Source organism: Terrabacter sp. 2TAF16 (assembly GCF_052115065.1).
GTDB lineage: Bacteria > Actinomycetota > Actinomycetes > Actinomycetales > Dermatophilaceae > Terrabacter.
Genome location: NZ_JBFRFZ010000014.1, coordinates 31092 through 56369 on the forward strand (window position 1 = coordinate 31092; position 25278 = coordinate 56369).

Here is a 25278-nt window from a genome sequence, read left to right on the forward strand (position 1 = left end):
AGCCTAGGTCTGCCGGTCGGCTAGCGTCGGGACGTGCCCGACGATGCTGCCGCCGCTGCCCCCACCGACGCTCCCTACCGCGATCCGTCGCTCTCCGTGGAGGAGCGCCTCGACGACCTCATCGGGCGGATGACGCTGCCCGAGAAGGTCGGCCAGATGCTCCAGCTCGACGCGCGCGGCGACCTGACCGAGATCGTCCACACGAAGCTGGCCGGCTCGATCCTGCACACCTCCCCGGACGACCTGCCGCGCGCCATCGAGCTCGCGGCCCGGACGCGCCTGGGCATCCCGCTCCTCACCGCCGACGACTGCATCCACGGCCACTCCTTCTGGCCGGGTGCGACGATCTTCCCGACCCAGCTCGGGATGGCCTGCTCGTGGGATCCCGACCTCGTCGAGCAGGCGGCACGCGTCACGGCCGTCGAGGTGTCGGCGACCGGCATCCACTGGACCTTCTCGCCCGTCCTCTGCATCACCCGCGACCTGCGCTGGGGCCGGGTCGGCGAGACCTTCGGCGAGGACCCGCACCTCATCGGTGAGCTCGGAGCCGCCATGATCCGGGGCTACCAGGGCGACGGCCTCACCGACCCGACGGCCGTCCTCGCGTGCGCCAAGCACTTCGCCGGCTACTCCGAGACCCAGGGCGGCCGCGACGCCAGCGAGGCGGACCTCAGCCGTCGCAAGCTGACGTCGTGGTTCCTGCCGCCCTTCGAGCGAGCCGTGCAGGAGGGTTGTCGCACCTTCATGCTCGGCTACCAGGCGATCGACGGCGTGCCCGTGACGGCGAACGGCTGGCTCCTCGACGAGGTGCTCAAGGGGGAGTGGGGCTTCACCGGCACTCTCGTCACCGACTGGGACAACGTCGGTCGAATGGTCTGGGAGCAGAAGGTCTGCGCCGACGACGTCGAGGCCGCGACGGTCGCTGTGCGCGCCGGCAACGACCTCGTCATGACGACCCCGGCCTTCTTCGAGGCCGCCCAGGAGGCCGTCGCGCGCGGCCTGCTCGACGAGCGCGCCATCGACGAGGCCGCCCGCCGGGTGCTGCGCGTCAAGCTCGAGCTGGGACTCTTCGAGAACCCGCGGCCGCCGGACACCGAGCGCCAGCGCCTCGTCATCGGCTCCGCCGAGCATGCCGCCCTCAACCTCGACGTCGCCCGCCGCTCGCTCGTGCTCCTCACCAACGACGGCACGCTTCCGTATGCCGTCACGGACGTCCCGCGCACCGTGGCCGTCCTCGGGCCGAACGCCGACGACCCGCAGGCCAACCTCGGCGACTGGGCCGGGGCCTCCGGCCAGGTCGACTGGATGCCCGACGGGCACCCGCGCGAGACGGTCGAGACCGTGCTCGACGGCTTCCGCGCCGTCGTCCCGTCGACCTGGGCCGTCACCCATGCTCGGGGCGCCGAGATCGAGACCCTCGTGCCCGACCCCGAGGGGCGGCTCTTCCCCGACGGGCAGCCCCGTCCGCCGGTCTCAGCACCCGCGCCCGTCGACCCGGCCCAGCTCTCCGAGGCGCTGGCTGCAGCACGCGCCGCCGACCTCGCCGTCGTCGTCCTCGGTGACACGATCGCCCTGACGGGAGAAGGCTGCTCGACGGCGACGCTCGACCTGCAGGGCGGTCAGGTCGCCCTGCTCGACGCGCTCGTCGACCAGCTCGACGGCACCGGCATCCCCGTCGTCGTCGTGCTGCTGCACTCCAAGCCCAACGTACTGCCGCCCAGCGCGCTCCGGGCGGCCGCGGTCATCGAGGCCTTCAGCCCCGGCATGCGCGGCGGCCGTGCCGTCGCCGAGCTCGTCCTGGGCCACATCGAGCCCGCCGGGCGCCTGTCCGTCTCGATCCCGCGGCACGTCGGGCAGCAGCCGACCTACTACAACCAGGTGCGCGGGCAGCACGGCCATCGCTACGCCGACCTCACCCAGGAGCCGCAGTTCGTCTTCGGGGAGGGTCTGACGTACACGACCGTCGAGTGGTCCGACCTGACCCTCGACGCCATCGACGTCTCGCCCGACGACGTCGTGGCCGGGGGGGTCACCCTCACCAACACCGGCGACCGGACGGCCTACGAGGTCGTGCAGGCCTACATCACCGACGTCGTCACGAGCGTCACGTGGGCAGCCAAGGAGCTCAAGGCGTTCCGCCGCGTCACCGTCCCGCCGGGTGAGTCGGTGACCACCCGCATCGAGGTCCCGGCCGCAGCCTGCTCCATCGTCGACGGGGCCGGTCGACGCGTCGTCGAGCCGGGCGAGTTCGAGCTGCGCATGGGACCGAGCTCGCGCGACACCGACCTGCTCAGGGCATCCTTCACGATCAGGACGCCGCGGACGACGGCGCTCGCGGGGTCAGCGCAGCCAACGGCATGACGCGCCCGGCGGCCTTGGCCTCGTAGCCGCCGAAGAACGGCGCGACCTCGAGCAGGCGACGCCACAAACGGTCGCGCTCGGCGCCGCGCGCGACCGCGACGTCCACCTCGATCCGCTCGTCGCCGACCTCGATGACGGCCGTGTCGGCATGGCGGAGGTTGCGGAACCACTGCGGCTCCGCGGCGGCGCCGCCGGCGCTCCCGCAGACGACGTAGGCGCCGTCGTCGCGGAAGTACCCGACCGGGCTGGTCCGCAGCGTGCCGGACGACCGACCGGCCACGGTGAGCAGGAGGACCGGCATCCCCCGGACGGAGCGGAGGAAGCCGACGTCGAAGCGACGGTAGAGCGCCACGTGCGCCGCGTTGCCGGCACGCATCATCCGGTTGGCCACGCCCATGGCCGCCTCCTGGGTCCTGCGGCACGCATCGGCCGACCCGTCCAGTGTGGCCCTGGGGGCGGCTAGGGTCGAGATCCCCCGACGATGAGGAGCAGCATGCGCGCGGCACGAGTCACGAGCCTCGACGGGCCGTCGTCCGTCACGGTCGGCGAGGTCGACGAGCCCGCCCTGACGCCCGGCCACGTCCTCGTCGACGTGCACGAGGCGGGGGTCAGCTTCCCCGACGTCCTCATGAGCCGCGGGCTCTACCAGATGCGCCCGGAGCTGCCGTTCGTCCCCGGCGCCGAGTGCGCGGGCGTCGTGCGCGAGGTCGGCGAGGGCAGCGCCTTCCGCGTCGGCGACCGCGTCGCGGCCTTCCCCGTGCTCGGCGGCTTCGCCGAGACGGTCGCCGTGCCCGAGGCGATGGTCTTCGCGCTGCCCGATGCCGTCTCGTTCGAGACCGGCGCCGCGCTGCCGATGAACTACCTCACCGTCCACTTCGCCCTGACCCGTCGCGGCCAGCTCGAGCGCGGCGAGACCGTGCTGGTCCACGGCGCCGCGGGCGGCATCGGCACCGCCGCCATCCAGCTGGCGCGTGCCATGGACGCCCGCGTCATCGCCGTCGTGTCGTCCGACGACAAGATCGAGACCGCCCGCTCGGCCGGCGCGCACCACGTCGTCCTCGCCGACGGCTTCCTCGCGGCCGCGAAGGAGCTCACCGGCGGACGCGGCGTCGACGTCGTCGTCGACCCGGTGGGCGGCGACCGCTTCACCGACAGCCTCCGCAGCCTCGCGCCCGAGGGCCGCCTGCTCGTCATCGGCTTCACCGCCGGCCAGATCCCCGAGGTCAAGGTCAACCGGCTGCTCCTGAACAACATCAGCGTCGTCGGCGTCGGCTGGGGTGCCTTCTGGATGCCCGACCCGACCTACCTGCGCACCCAGTGGGACGCGATCCTCCCGCTCCTCGAGAGCGGGGCGCTCGCTCCGCCCATCGGCACGCGCCACCGGCTCGACGACGTCGCGGCGGCGCTCACGGAGATCGACGAGCGCCGCGCCCACGGCAAGGTGACCCTCACCGTCCGCCAGTAGGTTGGGGCGTATGCCGTCCCGCTCGCTCCGCGCCTCCGCTCCCACGTCCCCCCGCCGCGTGCTCGTCACCGGTGGTGCCTCAGGTCTCGGCCTCGCACTCGTCCGCGCCCTCGTCGCCCGCGGCGACCACGTGCTCGCGACCGACGTGCAGACCGACCGGCCCGATGCGCTCCCGGAGGCGGCGGCATACCTCCCGCTCGACGTGCGCAGCGACGAGGCGTGGGCCGCGGCGCTCGCCCACGTGCGCGAGACGTGGGGCGGGCTCGACCTGCTCGTCAACAACGCCGGCGTCGCCGCGGGTGGCCGCATCGACGTCGCGACGATGGACGAGTGGCGCTGGATCGTCGACATCAACCTGCTCGGCGTCGTCCGCGGCTGCCGCACGTTCACCCCGCTCCTCAAGGAGCAGGGCAGCGGCCACATCGTCAACACCGCCTCGCTCGCCGGACTCGTCCACGCCCCCGGCATGTCGGCGTACAACACCGTCAAGGCCGGCGTCGTCGCCCTGAGCGAGACGCTCTCGCACGAGCTCGCGCCGCACGGCATCGACGTGTCGGTCATCTGCCCGTCGTTCTTCCGGACGAACCTCGGCTCGTCGTTCCAGGGTGCCGACACCGAGATGGAGGAGGCCGGCAAGAAGATGGTCAGCGGCTCGAAGCGCACCGCCGACGAGATCGCCTCCATCGTCGTGCGCGGCATCGACGCCCGCCGTGACGTCATCCTCACCGACCGTGACGGGCACGTCGCCTGGCGCGCCAAGCGCTTCGCCCGACCGGCCTACACCGCGGTCATGAAGCGCGCGGCGAAGCGGGTCGCCACCGGCAGCTGACCAGCCGTCTCGCCGCGTCACCCGTGGGCGAGGCCTCGACACCGCTCTCCCGGCGGTCTGGTCGTCGCTCAGGAGACCTTGTGCCAGCTCGAACAGTCCTTGGTCTGGAAGAACCCATCGGTCGTGTGGATCGTGACGACGCTGCGGCTCGTGCTGGAGCCGGACCTGAGGGTGTCCCCGTCGGTTCCGACCACAGCCCACCGGCAGGTCCTTCCCCCGGTCGGGGCCGCCGACTCGTACGTGCCGGCCGTGGCCCGGCGGCCGACGAGATAGGTGCCGGCGTCTCCGATGAGCCAGGTGCCCCCAGCGACCTTCGACGGGGTGGTTCCCTGGCGAGCGGCGGCCTCCTCCCTCGCGGCGAGCTGGTCGACGGCCGCCGGGTCCATGCCGTGCAGCTGCGCCGCGGCTCCGGGCGAGGTCGGGGCCGGCACGGCCGCGTCGGTCCCGGTCGACGAGGCGGGTGGAACGGCCGCCGCTGTTCCGGGCGAGGCGCCGGAGGAGGCCCAGACCCCGAGCGCCAGCGTCACGCTCAGTGCCGTTCCCAGGGCGATGGCGAGCACCACCGACCGCGGTCCGGCTCGACCTGTCTGTGGCATGGCTGGTCTCCCGCTGTCGTGTGCGGACGGTGGCAGGGCGCCCGGAAGCGCCTCTGGACCCAGTGTGCGCGGCACACCTTCGACCTACCTTGGGTCAGGGCCGCGGCGCTCGCCGGATGTCGACGTCGGCCGGGGTGGCGGCACCCAGCACCTGCGCGAGGCTCGCGCGGAGCAGCTCCGCCGCCTCGGCTGCGCTGTCGAACGCCCGGCTGAACTCCGGCTCGTCGCCGTCGCGCGTCCATCCGAGCCCGACCAGCGCCTCCTGCGCCTCGCGCGTCAGGTCGGTCAGGCCCTCGAACTCCGTGTCGCCGATGCACTCGAGCGCGAGCACGCCCTCGAGTCGCCGCGCCTGGACGAAGACGTCAGGCACCCGGGCCTGCGGAGCCGGCCGCGCGCCGCCCCGGCGCCACGATCGGGGAGCCCGCTCGGCGGCATACGTGCTCGACGCCCGTGACGCCACGTGGACGGTGAAGGTCAGCCAGTCGTCGTCGGTGAGCGCCGCGAGGTCGGCGGCGACGCGGGAGGTCCACGACTCCCACGTCTCCTCGAGTGGGCCGTCGCTCATGCGGGGCTGCCCTCGTGCGACACCACCGCCGTCTCCATCAGGGCGCGGAGGTGGTCGGGGATGGGGGTCGGGCGGCGGGTCGCGGCGTCGATCTCGACGTGCACCCAGCCCCCCAGGGCCTTGATCGAGGGGTCGGCGACGGCGCTGCGCTCCGGGTCGACGAAGAGGCCGAGCTCGTAGGTGACGCTGCTGCGCCCCAGCCGGACGACGCGGACGCCCACGACGAGCGGCGCCGGGAACGCCACCTCGGCGTAGAAGGCGCACGACGACTCGGCCACGACGCCCTGGGTCGCGTCGGTCATCGGGTCGACCGCCACGTGTTCGGCCTGCCACCCGTTGATCGCCGAGTCGAACAGCTCGTAGTAGACGGCGTTGTTGAGGTGGCCGTACATGTCGTTGTCGCTCCACCGGGTCGTGACGGGACGGTGGACCGGGAAGTCGGCGAGCGTCAGCTCGCGGGGGTCGGGCGTGCTGGGCATGCGCCCATCCTGCCCGACCCTGTGGACGATGCCCGGCGGTGTCGGCGGGCGAACGTACAGTGCTCGGGTGGTGTGGAGCGTGGGGCGGGCGACGTGGGTGGGTGCTGTCACCGACCCCGACATCGCCCAGCAGGTCGGCACGCGCACCTTCGAGCGCGGGCAGGCGTATGCCGCCGAGCGCCGGGTGCGCTCGCTCGCCACGCGCCCCGACGGGCTCATGCTGCTCGGCACGATCGAGGGCAGCGGCCACGAGACCTACCAGACCTTCATCGAGGCCCGGCCGCACCCGAAGGGGCGCTCGCACCTCTGGAGCGGCACGTGCAGCTGCCCGGTCCGCAGCGACTGCAAGCACGTCGTGGCGCTCATGCTCACGGCGCGCGACGTCGCTCAGGGCAAGGTCGTCGAGCCGCGGCCGCTGGCCGAGGGCGAGGGCGCGGTCGAGCCGGCTGCAGCCGAGCCGGCGCCGCTCGTCGTGCCCCCGCACTGGTCCGACGTGTTCGGTCACGTCCGGCCGCGTGCCGTCGAGCCGTCCCCGGTCGCCGAGCGGCCCGAGCCGCGGGGCGACCTCATGCCGGCCGGCCTCTTCGTCGACACCGTCTACCGCGACCAGCGGGGGCGGAGAGGGGTGCCCGAGCTCAGCTACGGCCTCCGACCGACCCGCTGGACCCGCGCCGGCACGTGGCACCGCACCCTCTCGTGGCACGACGCGCTGCCCCAGTGGCGCGCCGGCATCCGCTTCCTGCCCGAGCACGAGCGCATCATGGGGCGCCTGCACGACGTCGCCCGGCACGGCTCGGGCGGCACGACGTACTTCTCCGCGACACCGCCGCTCTCGCTCGACGCGAGCCCCGAGGTCTGGCCGCTGCTGCGCGAGGCCCGCGCGGCCGGCATCGAGGTGCTGCCCGGCGAGGGCGTCACCGGTCCGGTCCACGTCGCCGACGACGCGGCCACGCTCGTGCTCCTCGTCAAGCGGGCCCCCGACGGCAGCGGCGACCTCGACCTCGACGTCGACATCGAGGGGATGCCGGCCGGGGCGACCGGCGAGCGGCTCTACCTCGGTGACCCGGTGCACGCCGTCGCCGTCGAGGGTGACGACGACTCGCTGACCTTCGTGCCCCTCGACCAGGACCTCGACCTCGGTCCCGACGCCCTCGCCTCGGCGCTCGCCGGCCTGCGGGTGCCGGCCGACGAGCGGGGCCGCTTCCTGCGCTCCGTCGTCCCGGGCCTGCGCCAGCGGCTGCGGGTCCGCTCCGAGGTGCCCCTGCCGGCGCCCGAGCTGCCCGAGGACGTCCAGCCCGAGGTCGTCACCGTCCACGTCCGCGTCGTCAGCGACGTCCCCGGCGAGCTGCGCCTCGACCTGAGCCACGCCTACGACGGCACGCCGCGGCCCTTCACGACGGCGCGCTTCGGCACCGTCGGTGGCCGCGACCGGGACGCCGAGGCCGCCGCGGTGCAGGCCGCGACGTCGCTCCGCTCGGTCCCCGGCGCGCTGCGTGCCGACCTCGGCGGTCACGCCTACCTCGTGCCGCGCGTCGTCCTCACCGGCATGGCGGCCGCGCGGTTCGTCGTCGACACGCTGCCCCTGCTCGAGGCCGACGAGCACGTCACCGTCGAGGTCGACGGCGACGTCCCGGCCTACGAGGAGGTCACGTCGGCCCCCGTCGTCCGGCTTGGCACCGGCGAGCGGCGTGAGCAGGCGGAGCCCGGCGACTGGTTCGACCTTCGGGTCTCCGTCGAGGTCGACGGCGAGGACGTGCCCTTCGAGCCGCTCTTCGGGGCGCTCGCGCGTGGCGACGAGATCATGCTCCTCGAGTCCGGCGCGTTCTTCCGGCTCGACCGGCCCGAGCTGCACCGGTTGCGCGACCTCATCGAGGAGGCTCGCGACATCGCCGATCCAGAGACCGGCGGACTGCGGCTCAGCGCCCACCACGCCGATCTCTGGGACGAGCTCGTCGCCCTCGGCGTCGTCGACGAGCAGAGCGCGCGCTGGGCGGCCAACGTCGAGGCGCTCGGCTCCCTCGAGTCCGGGCCGCTCGCCGAGGTGCCACCCGACCTGCGGGCGACCCTGCGTCCCTACCAGCTCGACGGCTACCGCTGGCTCGCGCGTCTCTGGGACGCCCGCATCGGCGGCATCCTCGCCGACGACATGGGGCTCGGCAAGACGCTCCAGGTCATCGCGGCCCTCGTGCGCGCGCACGACCGCGGGGAGCTCGGGGACACGGGTCCCGAGGCGCGTGGGCCGGTCCTCGTCGTCGCGCCGACGAGCGTCGTCGGCACGTGGATGGGCGAGCTCGAGACCTTCGCGCCGCACCTCGCCGCCGTCGCCGTCACGGCCACCGAGCGCAAGCGCGGGGTCACTCTCGCCGAGACCGTCGCGGGCGCCGAGGTCGTCATCACGTCATATGCCGTCCTGCGCCTCGACGACGCCGCCTTCCACGGCGTGCGGTGGGGTGGGGTCGTGCTCGACGAGGCCCAGTTCGTCAAGAACCGCCAGGCCAAGACCCACGTCGCGGTCCGCCGGCTGGGGGCGCCCTTCACCGTCGCCGTCACGGGCACGCCGCTCGAGAACTCCCTCATGGACCTCTGGTCGCTGCTCTCCCTCACGGCCCCCGGGCTCTACCCGCGACCCGACGTCTTCACGAAGAGCTATCGCAAGCCCATCGAGTCCGGTGAGCGCCCGGAGCTGCTCGACCTGCTGCGCCGCCGCATCCGGCCCCTGATGCTGCGTCGCACCAAGGAGCAGGTCGCGATCGACCTGCCGCCCAAGCAGATCCAGGTCATGGCGCTCGACCCGCACCCGGTCCACCGGCACATCTACGACCAGCACCTCCAGCGCGAACGCCAGCGCGTCCTCGGCCTGCTCGGCGACCCGGAGTCCAACCGCGTCGCGATCCTCGCCGCGCTGACCCGGCTGCGACAGCTCGCCCTCGACCCGGTCCTCGTCGACGAGGTCCACGCCGGCAAGGCGACCGCCGCCAAGATCGAGTTCCTCGTCGACCAGCTGCGCGAGCTCGCCGCCGAGGGCCACCGGGCCCTCGTCTTCAGCCAGTTCACCGGCTTCCTGCGCCGCGTCGAGGACGCGCTGACGCGTGCGGGGCTCGCGACGGCATACCTCGACGGGTCGACGACCGACCGGCAGGCGGTCGTCCGGGGCTTCCGCGAGGGCGATGCCGTCGCCTTCCTCATCAGCCTCAAGGCCGGCGGTTTCGGGCTCACGCTGACCGAGGCCGACTACGTCTACGTCCTCGACCCGTGGTGGAACCCCGCGGCCGAGGCGCAGGCGATCGACCGCGCCCACCGCATCGGGCAGAGCCGTCCCGTCACCGTCTACCGGCTCGTGTCGGCCGGCACCATCGAGGAGAAGGTCGTCGCCCTCCAGGAGCGCAAGCGCGACCTCTTCCAGCGCGTCGTCGACGAGGGCGGCTCGCTCTCCGGCGCGATCACGGCCGACGACGTGCGCGACCTGCTCGGACTCGCCTGACTCGAAGCGTGATTCGCATCCGGCCCCACGTCTGGAGGTGAGGCCCTAGCGTGGAGGTGAGCCGCTTCGGATGGCGGCGCGTGCACGGCTCTGACAACTCACCCCCTCGGAGGACTCACATGAGCACCGTCACCCCCAGCATCTCCACGACGTCCGACCGGCTCCGCTCCGTCTCGGTCATCGGGACCATCGTCGTCGTCTTCGGCATCATCATGATCCTGGCCGGCGGATTCACCTGGTACCAGGTGCAGTCCCAGCTCGCGAGCGAGAAGATCACGGTCTCGGAGGACGCGTCGATGTTCGCCGGGCAGGCGGTCAACTCTCCCTGGACCGCCTACTCCGAGGCGCAGACGATCGAGAAGCACGCCCTCGCGGCGAGCGGCGGCAAGACCTACGCCGAGCTGCCCAAGGACGACCCGAACCGTCAGGTCGTCATGACGGGCTCGTTCCTGCGCGCCTCGCTCTTCACCTCCGTCGTGGCCTTCGGCGTCGCCTTCATGGCGTTCGGCGTCGGCATCGTCCTCGTCCTCGTCGGCATCGCGTTCCGGCGGGTGGCGCGCGCGTGACCGACCAGCCGACGCTGGAGCAGCTGGCCGACCAGGAGGCGCGGCTCGTCTTCGACCGCTTCGACGACGACACGGCCTGGGCGCTGGGCGTCGCGCTGCGTGACGCCGCGAGGGCCGCGCGCGCCCCGGTCGCGATCTCGATCCGTCGCAACGGGCAGCGGCTCTTCCACGCCGCGCTGCCCGGGGCGACGGCCGACAACGACGGCTGGCTCGAGCGCAAGAGCGCCGTCGTCGACCGCTACGGCCACTCGTCCCTCTACGTCGGCGAGGAGTTCCGTTCCGCCGGCAAGACGTTCGAGGACAGCTCACGCCTCGATCCGGGATCGTATGCCGCCCACGGTGGCGCCTTCCCCGTCATCGTCCGTGGCGTCGGCTGCGTCGGCACCATCGCCGTCTCGGGCCTGCCTCAGCGGGAGGACCACCGGCTCGTCGTCGAGACCCTCGAGGGCTTCCTCGACCATCCCTGAGCCCCAACGGTTTGACCTCAAGTCAGGTTGACGTCGGAGGGTGGTCAAGTGGGTACGTGACCCACAGCCCGTGCTCACGGACACCCTGTCGACGCCGATCCGGTGCGGCATAGAGTGGTCGGAGCCGGATGGTCTCCAGAAAGGAACGACAAGTGGCTTACACGCTTCCCGAGCTCGACTACGACTACGCCGCCCTCGAGCCCCACATCAGCGCTCGCATCATGGAGCTGCACCACAGCAAGCACCACAAGGCCTACGTCGACGGCGCCAACGCTGCCGTCGCCAAGCTGGAGGAGCTGCGCGAGTCGGGTGACTACGCCTCGGTCAACGGTGTGGAGAAGAACCTCGCCTTCCACCTCGGTGGTCACACCAACCACTCCGTGTTCTGGAAGAACATGAGCCCCGACGGGGGTGGCCAGCCCGAGGGTGAGGTCGCCGCCGCGATCACCGAGTACTTCGGCGGCTTCGAGAAGTTCCAGGCGCACTTCAACGCCAACGCCAACGCGATCCAGGGCTCCGGCTGGTCGATCCTCGCGTGGGACACCATCGCCGAGCGGCCGCACATCATGCAGCTGTTCGACCAGCAGGGCAACATCCCGGTGGGCCAGATCCCGCTGCTCCAGCTCGACATGTGGGAACACGCCTTCTACCTGCAGTACGAGAACGTCAAGGCCGACTACGTCAAGGCCTGGTGGAACCTCGTCAACTGGGAGGACGTCGCCGCACGCCTCGAGCGCGCCAAGGCCACCAAGGGACTCATCATCCCCGGCTGAGCGACATCGACACGACGAGGGCGGGCACCGCAAGGTGCCCGCCCTTTCGCGTACCCGGTCGCCGCCGTCGGTCAGGCCGGTGGGGTCGGGCGGGCGAGGCGGTCGACGACACCGAGGAGCAGCACCTCGCGCAGGGCCGGCGCCAGCTCGTCGAGCAAGGCGTTGACCGGAGCCATCCGCTCGGGCAGCACGAGCCCGCCGTCGCCCCCGGCCAGCCCGGCCGCGGCGAGCAGTCCGGTGAACGTCGCCTCGTCGAGGGTGGCCGGGTCGAGGGCCGAGGCCATCGCGACGAGCTCGGCCGGGGCCGTGGCAGGCCCGGAGACGCGGGCCGCCGCCGTCGCGTCGGCGAGGTCGGTGGCGATGAGGTCCGACGACGCAGCCGTCGCTGCGCTGAACGTGAGGTGCAGGGTGGCCGGCAGGTCGCGGAAGCGCATCTGCGGCTGGACGAACCACCCGCGGTCCAGCATCTCGTCGCTGATCGTGAAGACGTCGCACGAGTCGTCGGTGACGAGGGAGAGCAGCGTCGAGTCCGGGGGAGGCGCCACCGACAGACCGGGTATGCCGTCCACCGCGGCCGCCAGGTCGAGAGTGGCCGTGCGCGCGTCCCGGGCGAGCGACGTGTAGCGCTCGGCGCCGATGTGGTGCACGACGGCCCAGGCGGCGGCCACCGGACCGCCGGACTTCGTCGACTGCGCCGTCGTGTTGAGCATCGTGTAGCCCGGCCAGCGGGCCGACGCGAAGAGGTGCGTGCGGCGCAGGTCGGCCGAGGCGTGGAGCAGCACCGACACGCCCTTGGGGGTGTAGGCGTACTTGTGCAGGTCGAGCGACAGGCTCGTCACGCCCGGGGCGGCGAACGTCCACGGAGGCTGCCCGGGCTCGGAGTCGCGCAGGTGGGGCAGCACCCAGCCGCCGATGCACGCGTCGACGTGGCAGCGCACCCCGGCGGCCGCGGCGGCTGCGGCGATCGGCGCGACGGGGTCGATGACGCCGTGCGCGTAGGACGGGGCAGAGGCGACGACGAGGACGGTCCGGTCGTCGATGGCGGCGGCCATGGCCTCGGGATCGGCCCGCTTCGTCACGGGATCGACGTCGACGAGGACCGGCTCGACGCGCAGCCAGTGCGCGGCCTTGTGGAAGGCCGCGTGTGCCGTCGTCGGGAGGATCATCCTGGGAGCCACGATCTCGGGCCGCGCGTCACGGGCTGCCAGGACGGCGAGCAGGATCGACTCGGTGCCACCCGACGTGACGGCACCCGCGAATCCCGCTGGGGCGTCGACGAGCCGACCCGCGATGCCGACGAGGTCGTTCTCCATCTGGAGCAGGGACGGGAAGGCCGTGGGGTCGAGCCCGTTCGTCGACGCGAATGCCGCGAGGGCCTCCCGACCGATGGCGTCGGCCGAGGCCAGGCCGGAGTCGTAGACGTAGGCGAGGGTGCGCCCACCATGGGTCGGCAGGTCCCGGGCGCGCATCGCCGTCAGCGCCTCACGGATCTCGTCGTGGTCCATCGTCATGGTGCGTCATTTCGGGTCGACGGGAAGGCGCGCAGAGAGAAGAACGAGAGCGCGACGAGGGCGGCGGGCACGAGCGAGAAGCCGAGCGCGATCGCTGTCAGGGCCGAGTCCGACTGTGGCACGGTCGATCCCGTCGAGGACACGTAGCCGCCGAGAGCCAGCACGGCGGCATACGTGGCCGGCCCGAGCGAGAGGCCCAGCGTCTCTCCCGCGGTCCACACGCCGGTGTAGAGCCCGACACGGGTGCGCGCCTCGTCCGTGCGGCTCGCGACGTCGGCGAGCATCGCGAGCGGGAACATCTGTGCCCCCGCGTAGCCGACGCCGACGACGGCGACGCAGGCGTAGACGACACCGTCGGGCAGCGAACGCACGAGCACCAGGGCGAGCGCGCCACCGCCGAGGAGGAGGGACGCGACGAGGTAGCCGACCTTCTTGTCGCGGGCCGTGCCGAAGCGCTGCCACAGCGGCGTGACGACGAGGGCCGGGGCGACGAAGCAGACGAAGAGCAACGTCGCCGACAATGGGGTCCCGATGACCCAGCGGGACACGTAGTCGACCCCCGCGAGCATCGCGCCGGTCGCGAGAGCCTGGAGCACGAAGGTGGTCAGCAGCAGCCGGAACGGCCGGTCGGAGCGGATGATCCGCAGCTGGTCACCGAAGGTGGCGCTCGTCGCGACGCCGGTCCGGACCGGCGCCGACCGGGTGCCCCGCCACGCACCGTAGGCCCCGAGGGCGATGAGGGCGGCGACGAAGAACCCGACGACGCGGTAGCCCCAGACGGGCCCGAACGCGTCCCGGATGGCCGGTGACGCGCCGCCGCTGACGAGGATCGCAAGGGCGAGGATCGCGACCCGCCACGTCATGAGCCGGGTGCGCTCGTCGTAGTCGTCGGTGATCTCGGCCGGCATCGCGACGTAGGGCACCTGGAAGAAGCTGTAGGCCGTCGCGCAGGCGAGGTAGGCCACGGCCACCCATCCGGCCGCGAGCCACTGCGGCGCGGTCGGGCCGAGGAAGAGGAGCGCGAAGGCTGCCGCGAGGAGCAGTCCGGCTCGGATGAGGAAGGGTCGCCGCCGGCCGTCCGGGTGCGTCGACCGGTCGCTGATGCGGCCTGCGATCGGGTTGAGCACGACGTCCCACGCCTTGGGCGCGAAGACGATGACGCCGGCAGCCGCGGCCGGCACGCCGAGCCGGTCGGTGAGGTAGGGCAGCAGGAGCAGGCCGGGCACCGTGCCGAACGACCCCGTGGCGACCGACCCGAGGCCGTAGCCCCGGCGCACGGCAGCGGGAAGGGTCGTGCCGGGGGCGGGCGGCGTCGCCGAGGTCATGGACGCACCCTAGTGAGCGCAGGGCGTCAGCGGTCGCGGTCGGCCGGACCGGACGCGATCACGGTGAACGACACCGGGGCCGTGAAGCCCTCCGCCTCGAAGGCGGCCGCGATGGCGTCGGCCACCGCCTCCGCGTCGGCCCCCCGGACGATCGCGATGCACGAGCCGCCGAAGCCGCCTCCGGTCATCCGCGCGCCCAGGGCGCCGTGCGAGCGAGCCGTCGCCGTCGCGACGTCGAGCTCCTCGCAGGAGACCTCGTAGTCGTCGCGCAGCGAGGCGTGCGAGGCGTCGAAGAGCCGGCCGACCTCGTCGAGGTCACCCGCCTCGAGCGCCGTCACCGCGAGCGTCACGCGCTCGATCTCGGTGACGACGTGGCGCACCCGGCGCCGCACCTCGTCGGAGCAGAGCTGCCCGAGCGCGGCGTCGAGCCCGGCGGGCTCGATCTCGCGGAGCGTCTCGACGCCGAGGTCGCGGGCGGCCGCCTCGCACGCGTCCCGTCGGGCGGCGTACTGACCGTCGACGAGGGCGTGCTCGGCTCTCGTGTCGGTGACGAGCAGGACGTAGCCGGCGGCGGCGAGGTCGAAGGGCACCTGCCGCGTCTCGCCGGACCGGCAGTCGAGCAGCAGGGCCGCGGCGTCGTCGCAGAGCAGCGAGGCCGACTGGTCCATGCCGCCCGTCGGGGCCCCGGCGATGACGTTCTCGGCCTCGACGCAGCGCGCGGCCAGTCGGGTCCGCCCCTCGGGCGAGGCGAGCAGGTCGAGGTCTAAGAGGTCGCTCGCGGCCGCGGCGACGGCGCACTCGAGGGCGGCCGAGCTCGACAGTCCGGCGCCGAGCGGCACGGTGGAGTCGACGAGCACGTCCAGGCCGTCGACGGCCAGGCCGTCACGGCGCAGGGCCCAGAGGACTCCCGCGACGTAGGAGGCCCAGCCGCCCGGCCGCTCCGGCGAGATGTCGTCGAGGGCCACCTCGACGACGCCGTCCTGCTGGACGGACGCCATCCGGAGGACACCGTCGTCGCGACGGGACACGGCGGCATACGTCCGCTGCGGCAGCGCGATCGGCAGGCACAGGCCACCGTTGTAGTCGGTGTGCTCGCCGATGAGGTTGACCCGGCCCGGCGCCGACCACACGCCCGCCGGGGCGCTGCCGAACGTGCGCGCGAAGGCGTCCGAGACCGACTCGACGACCTCGTCGGGGGTGCGGTCGCTCACCGGGCGACCTCGCGCAGACGGGCCGCCGCCTTCTCCGGGGCGACGTCGTTGACCCAGCCGCCGACCCCGGACTCGGATCCGGCGAGGTACTTCAGGCGCCCCGGGCCGCGCAGGACCGACATGACCTGCAGGTGCAGCCGCGAGACGTCACGTCCGGTCTTCGCCGGGGCCTGCTGCCACGCCGCGATGTAGGGCAGCTTGACGGGTGACCCGTCCGCGTCGACGTAGTAGCGGTCGAGGCGCCCGAGCAGGTCGCGGTAGACGACGGCCAGCTCGTCCCGCTCGTCGTCGTCGAGGGCGGCGAGGTCGGGCACGTCGCGGTGCGGGGCGAGGTGCACCTCGACCGGCCAACGTGCCGCGAAGGGGACGTATGCCGTCCAGTGCGTCCCCGACACGACGACCCGCGAGCCGTCGGCCCGCTCGGCGGCGAGGATGTCGGCGCCGAGGAGCCGACCGGTGCGCTCGTGGTGGCGGCGCGCGGCCTCGAGCAGGGCCTTGGTGCGGTCGGGCAGGTACGGGTAGGCGTAGATCTGGCCGTGCGGGTGTGGGAGCGTCACGCCGATCTCGCGGCCGCGGTTCTCGAAGGCGAAGACGTGCTCGACCTCGGGCAGGGCGCCGAGGGCCTCGGTGCGCTGGGCCCACGTGTCGATGACGGTGCGGACCCGCTCGACGGGGAGGTCCGTGAACGACGACTCGTGGTTGCTCGTGAAGCACACGACCTCGCAGCGCCCGACGGCCGGGCGGGTGCCGAAGATCCCCCTCGGGTCGGGGACGTCGGCACCGACGGAGGTGACGGCATACGACGGGAAGCGGTTCTCGAAGACGACGACCTGGTAGTCGCGCTCGGGGATCTCCGACGGCACCGACCCGTGGCCGGCGGGGCAGAGCGGGCACTCGTCCTTGGGCGGCATGAACGTGCGGTGCTGGCGGTGCGCGGCGACGGCGACCCAGTCGTCGACGAGCGCGTCGTGGCGCAGCTCGCCCGACTGCACGCGCGGCTCGACGGGCCGCGGGTCCTCGGCGGTGCGCTCGGGCGTGCCCGGCTCGTCGACGTAGATGATCTCGCGCCCGTCGGCGAGGTGCCTCGTCGTGAAACGGGCGGCCGTCCGGCTCTCGGTGGGCATCAGGCCTCCACGATCTCGAGGGAGCCGACGCTCTCGCGGGCGGCCTCGCGGGCCCGCTCGGGGAAGGCGTCGTCGGTGACGAACAGGTCGACGTCGGCGAGGTCGGCGAAGGTGCTGAGGCCCACGGTGCCCCACTTGGACGAGTCGGCGAGGAGGCAGACGTGGCGCGCCGACGCGACGAGCGCGCGGTTCGTCTCGGACTCGACGAGGTTGGGCGTCGTGAGGCCCGTGCGACCGTCGACGCCGTGCGCGCCGAGGAAGAGCAGGTCGACGTGCAGCGAGCGCAGGGCCGACACGGCGACCGGGCCGACGAGGGCGTCGGACGGGGTGCGGACGCCGCCGGTCAGCACGACCGTCTGGCCGGGCGCCCCGGACTCGTGGAGCAGCTGGGCCACCGGGACCGAGTTGGTGACGACGGTCAGCTGCGGGATGTCCTTGACGGCACGGGCCAGCTCATAGGTCGTCGTCCCCGCGGAGATGCCGATGGCGCTGCCCGCCTCGACCCGCTGTGCGGCGGCCCGGGCGATGGCCTGCTTCTGGGCGAGCTGGAGCAGCGACTTGGCGGAGAAGCCGGGCTCCTCGCTGCTCCGGGTGCCGCCGAGGGCCAGGGCGCCGCCGTGCACGCGCTCGAGCAGCCCGTCGGTCGAGAGGCGCTCGATGTCGCGGCGGATCGTCATGTCGGAGACGCCGAGCCGCTCGACGAGGTCCGAGACCTTGACGGCCCCGGACTCCTCGACGAGCTCGAGGATGACGGAGCGCCGCTGGCTGGCGAGCATCGTCAGTCCTCCCTGAGCACGGCCACGCTACCGGGGGCGAGGCGGACGCTGCCGTCGACAGGGGCGTCCGCGACGAGGTCGTACCCAGTTGCGGCGATGGTCTGCTCGGCATCGGTGTGGTTGAGCAGGAAGAGCCACGAGCCGTCGCCGTCGCTGCGCCGACGCGTCGTCTCCACGCCGCGGGGCAGGCCCGCGACGGTCGGCTCGACGCCGGCGGCGGAGAGGACGTCGTCGAGGAGCGCGCCGAGGGTGGTGTCGTCGGGGAGCGTGCTGACGTACCAAGCGGATCCGGCGCTGTCGGTGCCCGCCCGACGCGTGACCGCGGGGCGCCCGGTGAGCGGCCCGGCGGCATACGTCGACAGCACCTCGGTGCCGGGCAGGGCGGTCACGTCCTCGCTCCACCACGTCCCGGTGCCGTCGGCGAGCGCGACCGTGTCGTCGGGGCCGAGCGGGAAGAACTCCTCGACGCGGACGCCGAGCAGGTCGCGGAACGCACCCGGGTAGCCGCCGAGGCGCACGTGGTCGTTCTCGTCACTGATGCCGGAGAAGTACGTGACGAGCACCTCGGCGCCCGCCTCGGCGGCCGCGGCGACGGCGGCCGCGTGCGCGTCGGTGACGAGGTAGAGCTGCGGCACGACGACGAGGGCGTATGCCGTGAGGTCGGCCGAGGGGTGCACGACGTCCGCGGTGACCCCGCGGCCGTGGAGCGCACGGTGGATCGCCTGCGCGGCGGTCAGGGCGTCGAGCTCGGAGCTCGGCATGCACGGACCCTCGGCGGCCCAGATCGCTTGGTAGTCATGGAGGATCGCGACCCGGGACTCGACGCGGCTGCCGACGAGCTCGCCGAGGCGGTCGGCGATCCGGCCGAGCTCCTCGACCTCGCGGAAGCGCGCGCTGTCCGCCCCGGCGTGCGGCACGAGGGCGCTGTGGAACTTCTCCGAGCCGGCGCGGGACTGGCGCCACTGGAACCACCCGATGGTGTCGGCGCCGCGGGCCACGTGGGCCAGGGCGTCGCGGATCGTCTGGCCGAAGTCCTTGGCGTGGTTGGTCGGCTGCCAGTTGACCGCGCTCGTCGAGTGCTCCATGAGCATCCACGGCGCGCCGCCCGCGAGGCCGCGGGTCAGGTCGCCGCTGTAGGCGAGCTCGGCGCGTGGGTGCGCGAGCGTGTCGACGATGTAGTGGTCGGTGCTGACGACGTCGACGGTGGGCGTCCACTGCGAGTAGTCGAGGTGGCGGAAGTGGTCGAGGGTCATGAAGTTCGTCGTCACGGGGACGCCGGGGGAGAGCTCGTCGAGGACGGCGCGCTCGGCGCGCATGTGGTCGAGGAGCGCATCGGAGCTGAACCGCTTGTAGTCGAGCACGTGGGTCGGGTTGTTGAACGTCGTCGACCGGCGCGGCGGCAGGATCTGGTCCCAGTCCGTGTAGCGCTGGCTCCAGAAGGCGGTGCCCCACGCGTCGTTGAGCGTCTCGAGGGCGGTGTAACGGCGCTGCAGCCAGGTGCGGAAGTGCCGCGCGCACTCGTCGCAGTAGCAGGGCAGGTTGTGGCACGCGTACTCGTTGGAGACGTGCCACATCGCGACGGCCGGGTGCTCGTGGTAGCGCGTCGCCAGCTGCCGGGTGAGCGCGACGGCGTACTCGCGGAAGACGGGCGACGTCGGGCACCACGTCTGGCGGCTGCCCGGCCAGAGCGTGTGGCCGTCGACGTCGACGGGGAGGATCTCGGGGTGGGCGGCCGAGAGCCACGGGGGCGGGGTGGCGGTGGCCGTGGCGAGGTCGACGGCGATGCCGCCGGCGTAGAGCTTGTCGAGGATCGTGTCGAGCCACTCGAACTCGTACTCGCCCTTGGCCGGCTCGAGCCAGCTCCACGAGAAGATGCCGAGGCTGACGAACGACACGTTGGCGCGCCGCATCAGCTCGATGTCCTCGTCCCAGACGGGGCGGGGCCACTGCTCGGGGTTGTAGTCGCCACCGAGTGCCAGGGTCTTCGTCGGCCATGAGCGCATGGGACACAGGGTGTCGCTTCGCTCGCCGCGATGTCAACATTTTCAAACACATCGGACGTGGCGAAGTACGGATGTTCGCGGACGGTCTCGGCCCGTGGGACGCCGCCGGCGCTGTCGGGACGGGTCGCCGGAGCGGCTCCCCGTGCGGCGCGAGTCGCGTTACAACGGTGTAAAGCCGGAGGTCAGCGCCCTGTGAAGGTCTCGGTTCGGTCGCGGAGGGCTGTGGGTCTCGACGAATCCCTTGACAGCGCCACCGGGCGCCGACATCCTCTGTTTGTTGTTGAAGGTTTCTGGTGGCAGATGTTCGACTCTGTCGCCTCCTGTCGACAACGAACCCGGCACAGCGTCAAAGGAGACCGCAATGACCCGCCCCTCGAGCGAGGCCGAGTACCTGGCCCGCATGGTTCCCCCCTCCGTCCGCGGCGTCGACCGTCGGACCCTGCTGCGCGGCGCCCTCGGCGTCGGCGCCCTGATCGGAGCGGGCGGCCTCGCCGCGTGCAGCTCCGGCAGCACGGGCAGCACCGGCGTCCCGACGGGGGCCGTCACCGGCACCGTCACCGTCGGCTCCAACCAGTCGGACGCCGTGCCGAAGGCCGCCGTCCAGTCCTACATGGACGCGTTCGCCAAGGCCAACCCCGGCACGACGGTCAAGATCAACACCGTCGACCACAACTCCTTCCAGGAGAACATCAACAACTACCTGCAGGGCTCGCCCGACGACGTCTTCACGTGGTTCGCCGGCTACCGCATGCAGTTCTTCGCGGAGAAGGGCCTCGTCGGCGACATCTCCGACGTGTGGAAGAACATCACGGGCATGTCCGACGCGCTCAAGAAGGCCTCGACCGCCGCCGACGGCAAGCAGTACTTCGTGCCGATCACGAACTACCCGTGGGCGGTCTTCTACCGCAAGAGCGTCTTCCAGGAGAAGGGCTACGAGGTCCCCAAGACCCTCGACGACCTCAACGCCCTCGGCGCCCAGATGAAGAAGGACGGCCTTTCGCCGATCGCCTTCGGCGACAAGGACGGCTGGCCCGCGATGGGCACGTTCGACCAGATCAACCTGCGCGTCAACGGCTACGACTTCCACGTCAGCCTGATGGCCGGCAAGGAGGCCTGGACCGACCCCAAGGTCAAGAAGGTCTTCGACACCTGGGCCGGCATCCTCCCCCTCCACCAGGCCGACTCGCTCGGTCGCACGTGGCAGGAGGCGGCACAGTCGCTCCAGCAGAAGAAGTCCGGCATGTACGTCCTCGGCTCGTTCCTCGCCCAGCAGTTCACCAAGGGTGCCGAGCAGGACGACCTCGACTTCTTCACCTTCCCGGAGATCGACTCGACGATCGGCACCGACGCCATCGAGGCACCCATCGACGGCTACATGATGAGCGCCAAGCCGAAGAACGAGGGCGGCGCCAAGAAGCTGCTCCAGTACATCTCCCAGCCCGAGGCGCAGCTGCTCGCGCTCAAGGCCGACCCGAGCGTCATCGCCACCAACCAGACGGCTGACACGAGCGGCTACACGGCCCTGCAGAAGAAGTCGCTGGAGTACGTCAAGTCGGCCAAGTCGATCGCGCAGTTCATGGACCGCGACACGCGCCCCGACTTCGCCTCGACGGTGATGATCCCGGCGATCCAGAGCTTCATCAAGAACCCCAAGGACATCGACGGTCTCCTCACGAGCATCGAGGCCCAGAAGAAGAGCATCTTCGGTTCCTGACGGGAGGCGAGCCGCCATGGCGAGCAAGCGCAAGTACAGAGGTATCGACCAGCTGTCGACACGCGACAAGGTCGTCGTGTCGCTGATGGTCATCGTGCCGACCCTCATCGTCCTGTGGCTCGTCTGGCTGCCGGCGATCGGCTCGGTCCTGCTCTCCTTCACCAACTGGGACGGGATCGGGCCGCTCTCCGGCATCAAGTCGGTGGGGCTGCAGAACTACCGGGACATCGCGACGATCTACCCGCCGTTCTGGCCGGCCATCCAGCACAACCTGATCTGGCTCGCCGTGATGTTCCTCGTCGCGACGCCGCTCGGCATGCTCTTCGCCGTGCTCGTCGACCGGGGCGTGGCGGGCACGCGGTTCTACCAGACGAGCATCTACCTGCCGGTCGTGCTGTCGCTGGCCCTCATCGGCTTCATCTGGCAGCTCATCTACTCGCGCGACCAGGGACTGATCAACGCGATCACGGGTGGCACGACCGACTGGTACGGCGACCCGAACGTCAACCTGTGGGCCGCGCTCGTGGCCGCGAGCTGGCGCCACGCGGGCTACATCATGCTGCTCTACCTGGCCGGACTCAAGGGCGTCGACCCGTCGCTGCGCGAGGCGGCCAAGATCGACGGTGCGAGCGAGTCGCAGACGTTCTTCAAGGTCGTCTTCCCGGTGATGCGGCCGATCAACATCATCGTCCTCGTCGTCACCTTCATCGAGTCGCTGCGTGCCTTCGACCTCGTGTGGGTCATCAACAAGGGCCGCAACGGCCTCGAGCTGATCTCGACCCTCGTGACCCAGAACGTCGTCGGCGAGGCGAGCCGCATCGGCTTCGGGTCGGCGCTAGCGACGATCATGCTGCTCATCTCGAGCGTGCTCGTCTTCATCTACCTGCGCATCGCCATGAAGGAGGACTGACATGTCACTCGCCGCCGACCCGGTGAAGGAGCGCAGCGAGGCGCTGCTCAAGCCGCACGAGGGGGGACCGCAGTCCGGCCGTCGCTGGCTGCTGCCGGTCATGCTCACGCTGATCTCGCTCATCTGGCTCTTCCCGCTGCTCCTCGCGCTCGTCAACTCCTTTCGCGACTACGCCTTCACGGCGAAGAACGGCTACGTCTCGTGGGGCGGGTTCACGCTCGACAACTACACGAACGCGTGGCAGCAGGCCGACTTCGGCCTGCACTTCATGAACTCGGCGATCATCACGATCCCTGCGGTCATCCTCACGCTGTTCCTGTCGTGCTGCGTGGCCTTCGTCGTCGCGCGCTTCTCGTTCAAGTTCAACCTCGCGCTGCTCGGCTTCTTCCTCGCAGCCAACCTGCTGCCGCCCCAGGCGCTGCTCATCCCGGTCTACCGGATGTTCCGCGCCATCGAGGTGCCCCTGTGGATCAGCGACTCGGGCACCCTGCTCAACAGCTTCGTCGGCCTGATCCTCGTCAACATGGCCTTCCAGATCGGCTTCTGCGCCTTCGTGCTCAGCAACTACATGAAGGCGCTGCCGAAGGAGCTCTACGAGTCCGCCGTCATCGACGGTGCGAGCGTGACCCGGCAGTTCTTCCAGATCACGCTGCCGCTGTGCCGGCCGGCCCTGGCCGCGCTCGCGGTGCTCCAGACGACGTGGATCTACAACGAGTTCTTCTGGGCCACCGTGCTGCTCCAGCAGGGCGACAAGTTCCCGGTGACGAGCTCGCTCAACAACCTGCGGGGCCAGTTCTTCACGGACAACAACCTCGTGGCCGCCGGGTCCATGATCGTCGCGATCCCGACCCTCGTGATCTTCTTCGTGCTCCAACGACACTTCGTGGCCGGCCTGACGCTCGGCGCGACCAAGGGATGACGTGACCGACCTGACCGACCAGTCCACCCCGTCCACCGTCCACCTGGAGTCCGCCGGGACCGCGCTCGTGCTCGAGCCGCGCCCCGGCGGCTCGGGCTTGCCCGAGGTCATCCACTGGGGTGCCGCGCTCGAGGGCGGGGTGAGCACGTATGCCGTCCTTCCCGCGCTGACGCTCGCTCCCGTCGGCCACAGCGCGCTCGACGTGCCCTGGCCGCTCACCGTGCTGCCGGGAGAGGCCGACGGCTGGTCGGGCACGCCCGGCTGGGCCGGCCACCGCGCCGGCTCCGCGGGCGCCGTGCGCTGGCACGACGTGACCTGCGAGCCCGACGGCACGACTCTCGTGACCCGCGCGAGCTCGCCGGACGGCATACTCCTCGAGCTGCGGCACGCGCTCGACGAGCACGGCGTGCTCCGCGTCGACGCGTCGGTGACCAACACGGGCGAGGACACCGCCCCGCTCGACGTCTCGGCGCTGCGCGCGATCCTGCCGCTGCCGCTGCGCGCGGACGAGGTGCTCGACCTCACCGGTCGGTGGTGCCGTGAGCGTTCCCCGCAGCGCAGCCGCCTCGACCACGGCACCCACCTGCGGGCAAGCCGCCGCGGTCGCACCGGCCACGACGCGACGCTGCTCATGATGGCCGGCACGGCCGGCTTCGACTGGCGCTCGGGCGAGGTCTGGGCCGTGCACACGGCCTGGAGCGGCAACCACGAGCACCTCGTCGAGTCGATGCCCGAGGGTGCGGGTCGCCACCACGCCGTCATCGGCGGCGGCGAGCTGCTCGCCCCCGGCGAGGTGCGCCTCGCACCGGGGGAGTCGTATGCGGCCCCGACGGTCGTCTTCGTCCACTCGACCGAGGGGCTGGACGGCCTCTCGCGCCGCCTCCACCGCAGCCTCCGTGCCCGCGCGGGCCACCCGTCGCGTCCGCGTCCCGTCGTGCTCAACACGTGGGAGGCCGTCTACTTCGAGACTGACCTCGAGCACCTGAAAGCCCTGGCGGACACGGCATCCCGGATCGGCGTCGAGCGCTTCGTCCTCGACGACGGCTGGTTCGGCGGGCGCCGTCACGACCGCGCGGGGCTCGGTGACTGGGTCGTCTCGACGGACGTGTGGCCCGAGGGGATGGGTCCGCTCGTCGACCACGTCAAGGGCCTCGGCCTCGAGTTCGGGCTGTGGTTCGAGCCCGAGATGGTCAACGAGGACAGCGACCTCGTGCGCGCGCACCCCGAGTGGGTGCTGCGCCCGGCCGCCGGGTCGCCACGCGAGTGGCGCTGGCAGCAGCTGCTCGACCTCACCGTCGACGCCGCGCGCGAGCAGCTGCTCGAGCGGATCAGCGGCCTCGTCTCCGACATCGGCATCGACTACATCAAGTGGGACCACAACCGCGACCTGCTCGAGGCCGTCCACACCGTCGACGGCCCTACCGGGCGCCTCGTCGACGCCCCGGCCGTGCACGCCCACACCCTCGCCTTCTACCGCCTGCTCGACGACCTGCGGGCGCGGCACCCGCAGCTCGAGATCGAGTCGTGCAGCAGTGGTGGCGCGCGCGTCGACCTCGCCGTGCTCGACCGCACCGACCGCATCTGGACGAGCGACTGCAACGACGCGCTCGAGCGGGCCAGCATTCAGCGCTGGACGAGCCTGCTCGTGCCGGCCGAGCTCATGGGCACGCACGTCGGACCCGCCACGGCGCACACGACGCACCGCGCCGTCGACCTCGGCTTCCGCACGCTCATGGCGCTCCAAGGACATGCCGGTCTCGAGTGGGACATCACCGAGTGCTCCGACGAGGAGCTCGAGGCGCTGACGGGGTGGACCGCGCTCGCGCGCGAGCTGCGGCCGTTGCTCCACACCGGCGACCTCGTCCGCTCCGAGAGCCCCGACGGCACGGTCATCGTCACGGGCACCGTCGAGGGCGACCGCAGCCGGGCGGCCTACACCGTGGCCCGTCTCGTGACCGGCCGCGACGCCACGACCGGCGCGCTGCCGCTGCCGGGCCTCGACCCGGGCAGGTCGTATGCCGTCCGGGTGCGTCCCGAGGCCGGCCTGCCCGCCGTCGTGCAGAACACCCCGCCGGCCTGGTGGGAGCCGGCCCTCGGCGAGGACGGCGTCGTCGTCCCGGGGTCGATCCTGACGACGGTCGGCCTGCCGGTCCCGATCATGGGCCCGGCCCAGGGCTACCTCCTCGACCTCCGCGCCCGCTGA

Annotated in this window: 21 protein-coding genes; 11 read left to right on the forward strand and 10 right to left on the reverse strand. The window is 72.0% G+C overall.

The features are described 5' to 3' along the window. Window positions 1-33: 33 nt before the first annotated feature. Window positions 34-2361 carry a glycoside hydrolase family 3 N-terminal domain-containing protein gene (locus tag AB4Z14_RS18565; protein WP_442276491.1) on the forward strand — a complete coding sequence of 776 codons (2328 nt, stop codon included), beginning with the start codon at window positions 34-36 and terminating at the stop codon, window positions 2359-2361. Here AB4Z14_RS18565 and AB4Z14_RS18570 read toward each other — a convergent pair. Further along, window positions 2309-2758 carry a nitroreductase/quinone reductase family protein gene (locus AB4Z14_RS18570; protein WP_442276492.1) on the reverse strand — a complete coding sequence of 150 codons (450 nt, stop codon included), beginning with the start codon at window positions 2756-2758 and terminating at the stop codon, window positions 2309-2311. The genes AB4Z14_RS18565 and AB4Z14_RS18570 overlap by 53 nt on opposite strands. A gap of 96 nt (window positions 2759-2854) precedes the next feature. On the opposite strand from AB4Z14_RS18570, the gene AB4Z14_RS18575 reads away from it, so the two are divergent. Together AB4Z14_RS18575 and AB4Z14_RS18580 are read left to right on the forward strand one after the other, a co-directional pair. Then, window positions 2855-3826: an NADPH:quinone oxidoreductase family protein gene (locus tag AB4Z14_RS18575; protein WP_442276493.1), complete on the forward strand. Its 972-nt coding sequence runs from the start codon at window positions 2855-2857 to the stop codon at window positions 3824-3826. Window positions 3827-3836: 10 nt separating this feature from the next. After that, window positions 3837-4655, forward strand: a complete 819-nt coding sequence (locus tag AB4Z14_RS18580; protein WP_442276494.1) for an SDR family NAD(P)-dependent oxidoreductase — start codon at window positions 3837-3839, stop codon at window positions 4653-4655. A gap of 68 nt (window positions 4656-4723) precedes the next feature. Here the strand turns inward: AB4Z14_RS18580 and AB4Z14_RS18585 are convergent, their stop codons facing one another. The 3 genes from AB4Z14_RS18585 to AB4Z14_RS18595 form a co-directional block, all read right to left on the reverse strand. Next, window positions 4724-5251, reverse strand: coding sequence for a hypothetical protein (locus AB4Z14_RS18585; RefSeq protein ID WP_442276495.1), 528 nt, complete (start codon window positions 5249-5251; stop codon window positions 4724-4726). Between the two features lie 94 nt (window positions 5252-5345). Continuing rightward, window positions 5346-5816, reverse strand: a complete 471-nt coding sequence (locus AB4Z14_RS18590) for a TY-Chap domain-containing protein (protein WP_442276496.1) — start codon at window positions 5814-5816, stop codon at window positions 5346-5348. Beyond that, complete coding sequence (locus AB4Z14_RS18595) at window positions 5813-6295, reverse strand: acyl-CoA thioesterase (RefSeq protein ID WP_442276497.1); 483 nt, start codon at window positions 6293-6295, stop codon at window positions 5813-5815. Before AB4Z14_RS18595 ends, AB4Z14_RS18590 begins: the two co-directional genes overlap by 4 nt. 67 nt (window positions 6296-6362) lie before the next feature. On the opposite strand from AB4Z14_RS18595, the gene AB4Z14_RS18600 reads away from it, so the two are divergent. From AB4Z14_RS18600 to AB4Z14_RS18615, 4 genes are all read left to right on the forward strand, one after another. After that, on the forward strand, window positions 6363-9776 hold the full coding sequence (locus AB4Z14_RS18600; protein ID WP_442276498.1) for a DEAD/DEAH box helicase: 3414 nt from the start codon (window positions 6363-6365) through the stop codon (window positions 9774-9776). Between the two features lie 119 nt (window positions 9777-9895). Beyond that, window positions 9896-10342 (forward strand): aromatic ring-opening dioxygenase LigA, encoded by a 447-nt coding sequence (locus tag AB4Z14_RS18605; RefSeq protein ID WP_442276499.1) that lies wholly within the window; start codon window positions 9896-9898, stop codon window positions 10340-10342. Next, complete coding sequence (locus AB4Z14_RS18610) at window positions 10339-10809, forward strand: heme-degrading domain-containing protein (protein WP_442276500.1); 471 nt, start codon at window positions 10339-10341, stop codon at window positions 10807-10809. Before AB4Z14_RS18605 ends, AB4Z14_RS18610 begins: the two co-directional genes overlap by 4 nt. A 128-nt stretch (window positions 10810-10937) precedes the next feature. After that, entirely contained in the window at window positions 10938-11582 is a 645-nt protein-coding gene (locus tag AB4Z14_RS18615; protein ID WP_056775440.1) for a superoxide dismutase, read from the forward strand. A 71-nt stretch (window positions 11583-11653) separates the two neighbouring features. On the opposite strand, the gene AB4Z14_RS18620 is transcribed toward AB4Z14_RS18615, so the two are convergent. From AB4Z14_RS18620 to AB4Z14_RS18645, 6 genes are read right to left on the reverse strand one after another with little or no spacing between them, the layout of a single operon-like run. Next, on the reverse strand, window positions 11654-13093 hold the full coding sequence (locus AB4Z14_RS18620; protein ID WP_442276501.1) for a pyridoxal phosphate-dependent decarboxylase family protein: 1440 nt from the start codon (window positions 13091-13093) through the stop codon (window positions 11654-11656). After that, window positions 13090-14418, reverse strand: coding sequence for an MFS transporter (locus tag AB4Z14_RS18625; RefSeq protein WP_442276502.1), 1329 nt, complete (start codon window positions 14416-14418; stop codon window positions 13090-13092). Before AB4Z14_RS18625 ends, AB4Z14_RS18620 begins: the two co-directional genes overlap by 4 nt. Window positions 14419-14444: 26 nt before the next feature. After that, window positions 14445-15629, reverse strand: coding sequence for a galactokinase (galK, locus tag AB4Z14_RS18630; RefSeq protein ID WP_442276503.1), 1185 nt, complete (start codon window positions 15627-15629; stop codon window positions 14445-14447). Next, complete coding sequence (gene galT / locus AB4Z14_RS18635; RefSeq protein ID WP_442276504.1) at window positions 15626-16753, reverse strand: galactose-1-phosphate uridylyltransferase; 1128 nt, start codon at window positions 16751-16753, stop codon at window positions 15626-15628. The genes galK and galT overlap by 4 nt, the downstream gene beginning before the upstream one ends. Beyond that, window positions 16753-17529 (reverse strand): DeoR/GlpR family DNA-binding transcription regulator, encoded by a 777-nt coding sequence (locus AB4Z14_RS18640; RefSeq protein WP_256795031.1) that lies wholly within the window; start codon window positions 17527-17529, stop codon window positions 16753-16755. Before AB4Z14_RS18640 ends, galT begins: the two co-directional genes overlap by 1 nt. 2 nt (window positions 17530-17531) lie before the next feature. Next, window positions 17532-19532: a beta-galactosidase gene (locus AB4Z14_RS18645; RefSeq protein WP_442276505.1), complete on the reverse strand. Its 2001-nt coding sequence runs from the start codon at window positions 19530-19532 to the stop codon at window positions 17532-17534. Window positions 19533-19893: 361 nt separating this feature from the next. Between AB4Z14_RS18645 and AB4Z14_RS18650 the strand changes: the two genes are divergently transcribed. Genes AB4Z14_RS18650 through AB4Z14_RS18665 form a run of 4 tightly spaced genes read left to right on the forward strand, consistent with a single transcriptional unit; the run spans window position 19894 to window position 25278 of the window. Then, complete coding sequence (locus AB4Z14_RS18650) at window positions 19894-21246, forward strand: ABC transporter substrate-binding protein (protein ID WP_442276506.1); 1353 nt, start codon at window positions 19894-19896, stop codon at window positions 21244-21246. Between the two features lie 16 nt (window positions 21247-21262). Next, window positions 21263-22156, forward strand: coding sequence for a carbohydrate ABC transporter permease (locus AB4Z14_RS18655; protein WP_056775419.1), 894 nt, complete (start codon window positions 21263-21265; stop codon window positions 22154-22156). 1 nt (window position 22157) lies between these two features. Beyond that, a complete protein-coding gene (locus AB4Z14_RS18660; protein WP_442276507.1) occupies window positions 22158-23075 on the forward strand; it encodes a carbohydrate ABC transporter permease in 918 nt (305 codons plus the stop codon). 1 nt (window position 23076) lies between these two features. After that, window positions 23077-25278 (forward strand): alpha-galactosidase, encoded by a 2202-nt coding sequence (locus AB4Z14_RS18665; RefSeq protein WP_442276508.1) that lies wholly within the window; start codon window positions 23077-23079, stop codon window positions 25276-25278.